Source organism: Desulfovibrio sp. 6_1_46AFAA, assembly GCF_000224635.1.
Classification (GTDB): Bacteria; Desulfobacterota; Desulfovibrionia; order Desulfovibrionales; family Desulfovibrionaceae; genus Desulfovibrio; species Desulfovibrio fairfieldensis.
The window spans coordinates 621,442-632,527 of the sequence record NZ_JH114303.1 but is presented as its reverse complement, the minus strand read 5'-3'; the positions used below and the strand labels follow the sequence as shown (position 1 = coordinate 632,527).

At 61.2% G+C, this 11,086-nt stretch carries 7 protein-coding genes; all 7 read left to right on the top strand.

Going from position 1 to position 11,086, the window contains the following annotated elements:
* Positions 1–373, top strand: a 373-nt coding sequence (locus HMPREF1022_RS17560; RefSeq protein WP_156802823.1) for an ISAs1 family transposase, incomplete at its 5' end; no start/stop codon positions are given.
* Between the two features lie 123 nt (positions 374–496).
* Complete coding sequence (locus HMPREF1022_RS12630; RefSeq protein WP_009303407.1) at positions 497–2,341, top strand: triose-phosphate isomerase; 1,845 nt, start codon at positions 497–499, stop codon at positions 2,339–2,341.
* Positions 2,342–2,415: 74 nt separating this feature from the next.
* The gene (icd, locus tag HMPREF1022_RS12625; protein WP_009303406.1) at positions 2,416–3,555 is read left to right on the top strand and encodes an NADP-dependent isocitrate dehydrogenase; all 1,140 of its coding nucleotides are present in this window, start codon (positions 2,416–2,418) and stop codon (positions 3,553–3,555) included.
* A 215-nt stretch (positions 3,556–3,770) separates the two neighbouring features.
* Positions 3,771–4,451 (top strand): LysE family translocator, encoded by a 681-nt coding sequence (locus HMPREF1022_RS12620; RefSeq protein WP_009303405.1) that lies wholly within the window; start codon positions 3,771–3,773, stop codon positions 4,449–4,451.
* Between the two features lie 41 nt (positions 4,452–4,492).
* On the top strand, positions 4,493–6,820 hold the full coding sequence (locus HMPREF1022_RS12615; RefSeq protein ID WP_008683057.1) for a hydratase: 2,328 nt from the start codon (positions 4,493–4,495) through the stop codon (positions 6,818–6,820).
* Positions 6,821–7,709: 889 nt separating this feature from the next.
* Positions 7,710–9,083 (top strand): L-serine ammonia-lyase, encoded by a 1,374-nt coding sequence (locus HMPREF1022_RS12610; RefSeq protein ID WP_008683052.1) that lies wholly within the window; start codon positions 7,710–7,712, stop codon positions 9,081–9,083.
* A gap of 132 nt (positions 9,084–9,215) precedes the next feature.
* The coding region (locus tag HMPREF1022_RS12605) for an EAL domain-containing protein (RefSeq protein WP_198005376.1) at positions 9,216–11,086 on the top strand (1,871 nt) is incomplete at its 3' end.

Genomic DNA, 11,086 nt, shown 5'->3' with positions numbered 1-11,086 from the left:
TTGGTATAGCGATAAGGAGCAGTGGGCTGGCTTGCAAAGCTTTGTACTTATTGAGTCAGTGCGTGAAAGTAGAGGAAAAATCGAGACAAACCGTCGTTACTACATAAGTAGTTTAGCTCAGGATGAAGTGCGTGCCGCTAAAAGCGTGAGAGCTCATTGGCAGATAGAAAACGCCTTGCACTGGTGTCTTGATGTAGTTTTTGATGAAGATCAAAGTCGAGCACGGGTTCGTAATGCGGGCAAAAATCTTGGAATTTTGCGAAGTATCTGCCTCAATTTACTTCGGCGCATGCCGGGGAAATCGAGCTTGAAGGGCAAGAGGTTCAAGATTGCACTGAGTGAAGATTTTCTCCTTCAGGCTCTCAGAATTTAGATGCGTCTGCCCTGGGGGGCGAAGTGCGCGCACTGGACGAGCGGGCGGGAAGCGGCTATACAAAACTTTTATAGCCTCAATTCCTACCGTGCCCCAAGGGCGCGCACGAGCGAGACACAGCCCATGAGCATCATTCATCAGCCGGGCGGCAACCGCGTCTTGAATCTGCACGAGCCTGAAAAGCCCCAGCTCTACCGTGAACTTTTTCCCTATACGAGCATTTGCCGCACGTCTTTCGACGAAGTGCTGCTGGCCCCGCGTCCGGCGGAGCAGATGCGCATCACCGACACCACCTTCCGCGACGGCCAGCAGGCCAGGCCGCCCTACACGGTCAAGCAGGTGGCCAAAATGTTCGACTTCCTGCACCGCCTGGGCGGCAAAACCGGGCTGATCACGGCGTCGGAATTCTTTCTCTACTCGGCCAAGGACCGCAAGTGCATCGATGTCTGCCGGGCGCGCGGCTACCGCTTCCCCAGGGTCACGGCCTGGATCCGCGCCACCAAGGAAGACCTCAAGCTGGTGCGGGACATGGAATTCGACGAGACCGGCATGCTCACCAGCGTGTCCGACTACCATATCTTTCTCAAGCTGGGCAAAACCCGCCAACAGGCCATGGACATGTACGTGGACCTGGCCAGCCAGGCCCTGGAATGGGGCATCATTCCGCGCTGCCATTTCGAGGACGTGACCAGGGCCGACATTTACGGTTTCTGCCTGCCCCTGGCCCAGCGGCTCATGGAACTTTCGCGCCAGAGCGGCATGCCGGTGAAGATCCGCCTCTGCGACACCATGGGCTACGGCGTGCCCTGGCCCGGCGCGGCCCTGCCCCGCTCGGTGCAGCGCATCGTGCGGGCCTTCACCGACGAGGCCGGGGTGCCCGGCCAGTGGCTGGAATGGCACGGCCACAACGACTTCCACAAGGTGCTGGTCAACGGCGTCACGGCTTGGTTGTATGGCTGCGGCGCGGTCAACGGCACCCTGTTCGGCTTCGGCGAACGCACGGGCAACACGCCCCTGGAAGCCCTGCTGGTGGAATATATCTCCCTCACCGGCGACGACGCTGCGGCGGACACCACGGTTCTGAGCGAAGTGGCCCAATTCTTCGAAAAAGAGCTGCACTACCGCATCCCGCACAATTATCCCTTTGTGGGGCGCGACTTCAACGCCACCAGTGCGGGCGTGCATGCCGACGGCCTGGCCAAAAACGAGGAAATCTACAATATCTTCGACACCAAGCATCTTTTGGGGCGCCCGGTGCCGATCATCATCACCGACAAGACCGGCCGCGCGGGCGTGGCTTACTGGATCAACAACAACCTGAATCTGGCGGAAGACAAGCAGGTTTCCAAAAAGCATCCCGCCGTGGGCCAGATCTACGACGCCATCATGGCCGTGTACGAGGAAACCGGGCGCACCACCAGCTTCTCCCATGACGAAATGGAAGCACTGGTCCAGCGCTTCATGCCCGAACTCTTCGCCACCGAATTCGACCAGATGAAACAACTGGCCGGGGATCTGGCCGCGCATCTCATCGTGCGCCTGTCCCGCAGTCCCGGCCTGACCGACCTCAGCGAGCAGGCCTGCGCCCGGCTGGATGAATTCGTGCACGAGTATCCCTTCATCCAGTTCTGCTGCCTCACCGACGCCCGGGGCAAGATGCGTTGCTCGGCTGTCACAGACCCGGAATACAAGGAAGTCTACGAAGCCCTGCCCGTAGGCTATGACTTCTCGCAGCGCGAATGGTTTAAGATGCCCATGAAGACCGGCGACCTGCACATCATGGACGTCTATCAGTCACACTTCACCGGCAAGCTGGTCATTACGGTGTCCTGCGCGGTGACCGACGAGAAAGACCGCATCGTGGGCGTGGTCAGCGGCGACATCCAGCTGGAGCAGCTGCTCAAGCGCGCCCGTGCCCTGCAACAGGAAGTCGGCTCGCAGGACGAGGCCGACAGCGACAGCGAATAACACCACGCAAGGCCGCTTGCCCGTAGCGGCAAGGCGGCCTTTTTACGCGGAACACGCTAACTCGGGAAAGGAACATGCGCAAAAAAATCTACTGGATCGAAGGCGACGGCATCGGCCCGGAAATCTGGCGGGCCGCGCGCCCGGTCATTGACGCGGCCCTGGCCAAGGAATCGGATCTCCGCCTGGACTGGCAGGAACTGCTGGCCGGGGAAAAGGCCGTGGCCGAAACCGGCTCTCCCCTGCCCGAAGCCACCATGGACGCCCTGCGCGGCGCGGACATCGCCATGAAAGGCCCCCTGGGCACGCCCGTGGGCACGGGCATCCGCAGCCTGAACGTGGCCCTGCGCCAGGGTCTGGATCTTTATGCCTGCATCCGGCCCGTGCGCCATTTCGACGGCCTGGAAACCCCGGTCAAGCATCCCGAGCGGGTGGATATGGTCATCTTCCGCGAGAATACGGAAGACGTGTACGCGGGCGTGGAATTCGCCGCGAATACGCCCGAGGCCCGCAAGCTCATCGCCTTTTTGCGCGACGAGCTGGGCGTGAGCAAGGTGGGCGAGGCCGCCGCCGTGGGCATCAAGCCCATGACCGAGGCGGGCTCCAAGCGGCTGGTGCGCCGGGCCATGCGTTATGCCCTGGACAACGGCCGCGACAGTCTGACCCTGGTGCACAAGGGCAATATTATGAAGTTCACCGAGGGCGCGTTCCGCCAGTGGGGCTACGATGTGGCCGCGCAGGAATTCGGCGGCCAAACCTGCACGGAAAAAGAGCCCGTGCCCGGCCGTCTGGTGGTCAAGGACCGCATTGCCGACGCCATGTTCCAGGAAGCCCTGCTGCGGCCCGAGCAATACCAGGTGCTGGCCACGCCCAATCTCAACGGCGACTACATTTCCGACGCCCTGGCCGCCCAAGTGGGCGGGCTGGGCCTCGCGCCGGGCGTGAACATATCCGACAGTCTGGCCTTTTTCGAGGCCACCCACGGCACCGCGCCCACCATCGCCGGGCAGGACAAGGCCAATCCCGGCAGCGTGATCCTCTGCGGCGCGCTGCTCATGGAGCATTTGGGACTGCCCAAGGCCGCGGAGCGCATCCGCTCCGCCGTGGGCAAGGCGATTGCCGCCAAGGCCGTCACTGTGGACCTGGCCGCCCAGGTCAGCGGCGCGCGCGTGGTCGGTTGCCGGGAGTTCGGCGAGATCATAGGAGAAAATTTGTAGGGATCGCCTTTCCGGGGGAGGGGAACTTTTACAAAAGTTCCCCTCCCCCGGTCCCCCACCCGTCAAAACTTTTATTCTTTAGCGTGATTATGGAGAGAGTCACCCGGAAACACCGGCTGACATAACCGCGCCGCTTCTTAATAAATGGGGTTCTCAAAGGGCCGCGCCCCTTGAGCCGTCGGAGTCGCTGTTATCCTCTCCATGAAGGCCCTGCCATGATTTCGCTGGAAAACCTGCTGCTCTACGTGCCCCTGGCCGCCATTCTGGTCATCCTGCCGGGGCCGGACTTTGCCCTGATCGCCAAGATTTCCCTTCTGGACGGCAGGCGGCAGGGTCAGGCCGCGGCCTGCGGCGTGGCCCTGGGCATCGTGATCCACACCAGCGCGGCCATGCTGGGCATTTCCGCCATCATCGCGCAATCCGTGTTTCTGTTCAGCATCCTGAAATACGTTGGCGCGGCCTATCTGCTCTGGCTGGGCATCCACGCCCTGCGCCAGGGCCGGGCCGCCAGCCGGGCCGTGGTCCGCACCGCGCCCCTGCCCGGCCGGGAGCCGGAAAGCATGACGGACACAACGGCGCGGCCCGCGCCCCGCGTCCTGTGGCGCGCCTTCAAGCAGGGTTTTTTGACTAATCTGCTCAATCCCAAGGCCGTATTGATTTTTCTGACCTTCCTGCCGCAGTTCATGAACCCGCACATGCCCCTTGTCCCCCAGTTTCTGGAACTGGGCGGCATCATGTCGCTGCTCTGTCTGCTCTGGTACGTGTCCCTGGCCTATATTCTGGGCCAGGTGCGCAGGGCCTTTGAAAATCCCCGTTTCCAGCAATGGCTGCACCGCTGCACCGGCGTCGTGTTCATCGCCTTCGGCCTCAAACTGGCCGCGTCGCATGCCGACTGACCGGGCGGCTTCAACGTCAACACTACTGAAGAAGGTTTCCCATGATCCAGCTTTTTGACCAGACCACCGTTATTGACGGCGCGCAGGTCCTTGCCGCCGACGAGGCGCGCGCACGGGGCGTGGACCCGGACGCCGCCCGCGCCCATACCCTGACCCAGCGCATTCTGGCGGCCCACAATGCCGCCCCGGCCGGAGACGCGGGCCTGCGCCTGCGCTTTGACGCCCTGGCCTCCCACGACATCACCTACGTGGGCATCATCCAGACCGCCAGGGCCAGCGGCCTGACGGAATTCCCCGTGCCCTACGCCCTGACCAACTGCCATAACAGCCTCTGCGCCGTGGGCGGCACCATCAACGAGGACGACCATCTCTTCGGCCTTTCCGCCGCGAAGAAATACGGCGGCATTTTCGTGCCCCCGCATCTGGCGGTCATCCATCAGTACGTGCGCGAAATGATGACCAAGTGCGGCGGCATGATTCTGGGTTCGGACAGCCACACCCGCTATGGGGCCCTGGGCGTCATGGGCGTGGGCGAGGGCGGCCCGGAACTGGTCAAGCAGCTCCTGGGCAAGACCTACGACGTGCCCGCGCCCAAGGTCGTGGCCGTATGGCTGGAAGGAACGCCCGCGCCCGGCGTGGGACCGCAGGACGTGGCCCTGGCGATCATCGGCGCGGTGTTCAAGAACGGTTTTGTGAAAAACAAGGTCATGGAATTCATGGGCCCCGGCATTGACGGCCTTTCGGTGGAGTACCGCTGCGGCATCGACGTGATGACCACGGAAACCACCTGCCTGTCCTCCATCTGGCGCACGGACGGCAAAGTGCGTCAGTACCTGGCCCTGCACAAGCGGGAACAGGATTTCGCCGAACTGGCCCTTCAGGGACCGGCCTGCTACGACGGGCTGATCCGGGTGGATCTGGGCAAGATCGAACCCATGATCGCCCTGCCTTTCCACCCCAGCAACGTCTGGCCCGTGGCCGAAGTGGTTCGCCGCGCGGACGAAATCCTGGCCGCCGTGGACGAAGAGGCCGTGAAACAGTTCGGCGAAGCGGGCAAGGGCCTGAACCTGCGCGGCAAGATCCGCGAGGGCGGCGTATGGGTGGACCAGGGCATCATCGCGGGTTGCGCGGGCGGCTCCTTTGAAAACATCAGCCTGGCCGCCGCCATTCTGGACGACAAGAGCACGGGCAACCAGGCCTTCAGCCTCTCTGTCTACCCGGCCAGCGAGCCGCAGGCCCTGGCCCTGGTGCGCAACGGCTCCACGACCAAACTGATGGCCGCCGGTGCCGTGCTCAAAAACGCCTTTTGCGGCCCCTGTTTCGGCGCGGGCGACACCCCGGCCAACGGAGCTTTGTCCATCCGCCATTCCACGCGCAACTTCCCCAACCGCGAGGGCTCCAAGCCCTCGAACGGCCAGCTCTCCGCCGTGGCGCTCATGGACGCCCGCTCCATCGCCGCCACCGCGGCCAACGGCGGCCGCCTGACCCCGGCCACGGATCTGGACTGGAAGGACCCCGGCCTGAACGTGGACCTCAGCTACCATTTCGAGCCCATCATCTATCAGCGCCGCGTCTACAACGGCTTCGGCGCGCCCAAACCGGAAACCCCGCTGATCTTTGGCCCGAACATCGCGGACTGGCCGGAAATGAGCCCCCTGCCCCAGCATCTGATTCTCCAGGTGGTCAGCGTGATCACCGATCCGGTGACCACCACGGACGAGCTGATTCCCTCGGGCGAGACCTCCTCCCTGCGCTCCAATCCGCTCAAGCTGGCGGAGTATACCCTGTCGCGCAAGGATCCCGGCTACGTGGAGCGGGCCAAGGCCTTCCAGGCCTTGGAAAAAGCCCGCCTGGAAAACCCGGCGGACCCGGCGCTGCTGGCCCGCGTGCGCGAAATCTGCACGCCTTGCGGCGTGGGGGATTTCGTTGACGAACTCACGTCGCTGGCAAACATCGGCCTGGGCAGCACCATTTTCGCGGTCAAGCCGGGCGACGGCTCGGCACGCGAGCAGGCGGCCTCCTGCCAGAAAGTGCTGGGCGGCTGGGCCAACCTGGCCGTGGAATACGCCACCAAGCGCTACCGCTCCAACCTGATCAACTGGGGCATGCTGCCCTTTGTGGTTGACGCTGACCTGGCCAAGGATCTGCGTGTGGGCGACTACCTGGTGATTCCGCGCATCCGCGAGGCCGTGGAAAAGGCCCATCCCAATATCCTGGCCTGCCTGGTGCATGAAAGCGAGGCGGACGGCGAGCATAAAATCTGGGCCGAACAGATCGCCCTGACTCTCAAGGAACTTACGGACGACGAACGCCGGATCATCCTGGACGGCTGCCTGATCAACTTTTACAACAGCAAGCGGCCGCTGTAGAACGCGACCTCCGCAATACAGAACCATCGGCGCGCGGATCATATCCGCGCGCCGTTTTTTATCGGCCAGATCGGTTGGTTACCGCGCAAGTCCGGATGCAGAAAAATCGCTTATGCCCTACCCCAACCACAGTCTTATGCTCAACGGGCACAGCGTTTACAGGTTTCTGGACCCCAGCCGGTTCCAGCTCGGCCCTGGATCTGATGCGCTCAATGGTATTCGCCAGATGAGCGGGCAACACTATATTAGAGCATTTTGATATTGAAAATATCTCAACGCTCTGTACGGGTTTTCCGTGAAAATCCGCACCGCGAAATTATCGCAAGGCGAATTTACTTCGCCGTTAAGCGATAATTTCAAGCACAACTTGCTCTAATTGATGCACGCGGGCATGCAGGTTTTCCAATTCACCCGTCGTGACACGTCCGCCATGCCGTGGGAACGTCCGCTGCCGACCTGCGAGCTGTGACACCAGAGTGACAATGGGAGGAGTTGAAGGAGACATAAGGCACCTCTTGCATTTTCTTATTGGCTTTGTCGAAGCAACAACAGCCGGGAGCTAAGAACCGTGCAAGCGCGGCGGGCATATTTCCGGTTGACCGGTCTTGTATTAGCCCACTCCCGGCTGTACTGTACAAGCCAAGAGACACGCTTTTCCAGTAACGAAAAAGCGTTGATCGCCGACATAAAAGTCGGCCTTTGCTTGCAGGAGTTCTTAAGCTCCGTGTATCACAAATAGCGGACGGGGTCGGAGCATGCCAATGAAGATACCAGTTTTCGTCAGGGCAGGCGCGTATAACAACGTATTGGCCCTGCCGGTCAGCCACCGCCCTCGACTCCACGCGCGGCTTCCGGCATACTCGGTACAAATCCCCAAGCGGAGAAAACCATGCTCAGCGTGTTCGACCTTTTCAAAATCGGCATCGGCCCGTCCAGTTCCCACACAGTAGGTCCCATGCTGGCGGGCAAGGCCTTTGCCGACGAGCTGCGCGGCAAAGGCCTGCTGGACACGACGGCCCGCGTCCAGCTTGACCTTTACGGTTCCCTGGCGCTCACCGGCGACGGGCACGGCACCATGGGCGCGGTGCTCAGCGGCCTGGAGGGGGAACAGCCGCACAGCGTGGAACCGGTTCATCTGGCCGACCGGGTCAGCGCGCTGAAAAACGACGCGGACCTGCTGCTGGCTGGAAAACGGGCCGTGCCCTTTGTCTATGCGCGGGACATGCTGGTGCACAAGGGGCTCTTTCTGCCCCGCCATTCCAACGCCCTGACGCTTACGGCCTTTGCCGACGACGGCGCGTCCCTGCTGTCCAAAACCTATTATTCCGTCGGCGGCGGCTTCATCCGCACCGAAGAGGATTTCGACGCCCCGCAAGAGGAATATCCCACACCGCCCTATCCTTACGCCACGGCCGGTGAACTGTTCGCCATCTGCGAGCGGGAGGGCAAGAGCATTGCCGACATCGTGCTGGCCAACGAAATTTTCTGGCGCTCCGAGGCGGAAGTGGCCGCGCGCATGGCGACCATCATCAGCACTATGCGCGAATCCGTGGAGCGGGGCTGCTGCACGGACGGCGTGCTGCCCGGCGGCTACAAGGTGCGGCGCCGGGCTCCCAATCTGCTGCGCAAAGTCAGCGCGCTCCAGGCCACGGGCCGTCGCGACCTGAGCCTCTGGCCCATGCTCTACGCCTTTGCCGTGGCCGAGGAAAACGCCTCGGGCGGACGCATCGTCACCGCGCCCACCAACGGCGCGGCGGGCATCATACCGGCGGTGCTGATGTACTATACCAACTTCTACCCCCACGCCACGGAACAGGGCGAACGGGACTTTCTGCTCACGGCCGGGGCCATCGGCCTGTTCTACAAGTTGAACGCCTCCATTTCCGGCGCGGAAGTGGGCTGCCAGGGCGAGGTGGGCGTGGCCTGCTCCATGGCCGCCGGGGCCTATTGCGCGGTCACCGGTGGCAGCGTGAAGCAGGTGGAAGCGGCCGCCGAAATCGGCATGGAGCACAATCTGGGCCTGACCTGCGACCCGGTGGGCGGCCTGGTGCAGATTCCCTGTATCGAACGCAACGGCGTGGCCGCCGAACGCGCCGTGAACTGCGCCCAGCTCTCCCGCCTGGAAGACGGCCGCCAGCGCGTGGTTTCTCTGGATAAGATCATTGAGGTCATGTACCGTACGGGGATAGACCTCCAGGCCCGCTACAAGGAAACCTCCCTGGGCGGACTGGCCCAGGCCATCGGCGAGGCCTACCGGAGCTGACCCGGACCGCGAAGCCCATAGCCGACAAGCGCGCCGAAATTCTTCATACTGCCCTTATTACCTTAACAAAAGTTCGGTTATGGCGTAGGATACCATGAAAATCTTTCCGGGGTCCGCGCAGATATGCAGAACATGCTGAAATTTGGTCTTAAGACCCTCTTCCTGCTGGTGATTCTGCTTGGCGCGGGCGCGATCTATTCCATCAACCAATCCCAGACCTACGGCCGACTTATCAACTATGTGGGCATCGTACGGGGCGCGACCCAGCGCCTTGTGAAACTGGAGCTGGCGCAAGAACCGCGCGACGATCTGATAGCCTATCTTGACGGCATCCAGAATGAACTGCGTAGCGGCGAAGGGCCATACGGCCTGATCAGGCCCGACGATCCGGAATACAACAAAAATTTATCCCAGCTTCACCAGCAATGGAGAAGGCTGAAAAAGGCTATCCTGGCCGCCAGGCAGGACAAGGCCGCATCCGGCGCCCTGCTGCGAGCCAGCGAAGACTATTTTGATCTGGCGAACAAGACGGTCTTTGCCGCGGAGGCTTTCGCCCACAAAGAAACCTCCATGCTCTTGCGCCTGATCGTGCTCATGGCGGCTTTTCTGCTGCTGACCTGGCTGTTCATTCTCTGGGCCTACAGCAGAAAAATGCTTCTGCTGGAGAATCTGAACAAAAATCTGAATGACATGGCGGACCGGGACCCCCTGACGGGCGCGTACAACCTGGAACGCTTCAAGCGCGAGGCCAGGGAACTGATCGGTACCGGCGAAGCCACGCACTATGCCGTGGCCTATGCGGATTTCGCCGACTTCAAATATATCAACGATGTTTTCGGCTACGAATACGGCAGCGCGGTCCTCAGGGAATACGCTCACATTATCGGCAAGGAACTCAAGGGAAATGAGATCTTCGGCCGCGTCTCGGCGGATAACTTCGTAATCCTGCGCCGCTACGAGGATAAAGAAGAGGTTCTTGCGCGCCAGCAGACCGTTGACGCAGCCATCACGGATTTCATGCACAAATCCCGGTACAAGCAGACCCTGCCGGTATGCTGCGGCATCTGCTGCCTGGAGGACGCCCCCGGTGACCTGGTCATAGACAACATTCTGGACCGGGCCAATTTCGCGCGCAAGACGGTCAAAAACGGCGCCTATGCCAAATATGCCTTTTATGACGAAAGCATCCGCGACAACCTGCTGGAAGAAAAAGGCCTTGTCAGCCAGATGCAGGAAGCCCTGAACAACGGGGAGTTCATTGTCTATTATCAGCCCAAGGTGGCTCTGCGCACCGGTGACATCGCCTGCGCCGAAGCCTTGGTGCGCTGGAAAAAATCCGACGGCCAAATCATTCCGCCCGACAAATTCATTCCTATTTTTGAAAAAAACCATCTCATTGCCGAGCTGGACCAGTATGTCTTTGAAAGCGTCTGCCGCTCCCTGCGCCGCAGGTTGGACGAGGAGCGGCCCGTCCTGCCGGTCTCGGTGAATATTTCCCGGCTCCAGTTTTACGAGGAGGACTTTGTGGCCGCTTATGCGGCCGTCAAAAACCGTTATCGCATCCCGAACGGCCTGCTGGACCTTGAATTCACAGAATCCATCGCCTGCGACAACTTCGAGTTGATGACCGAAATCGTGAAAAAGCTGAAACAGGAAGGCTTTTCCTGCACCATCGACGATTTCGGAAAAGGCTATTCCTCGCTCAGCCTGCTGAAAAGCCTGCCCATCGACACACTCAAGATCGACAGATTGTTCTTCATTGACGGCGAGAATAAGGAAAGAGACGCCATCCTGGTTGAGAGCATCATCGGGCTGGTCCGCAAGCTCCATATCCAGACCGTGGCCGAAGGCGTGGAATCGCCGGATCAGGTCGCCTTTCTGAAAAGCGTCCACTGTGATCTGGTGCAGGGCTACGTTTTTTTCAGGCCCATGCCTGAGCAGGAGTATGAAGCGGCCATTGAGAGAGAGAGAGAGAGAGAGAGAGAGAGAGAGAGAGAGAGAGA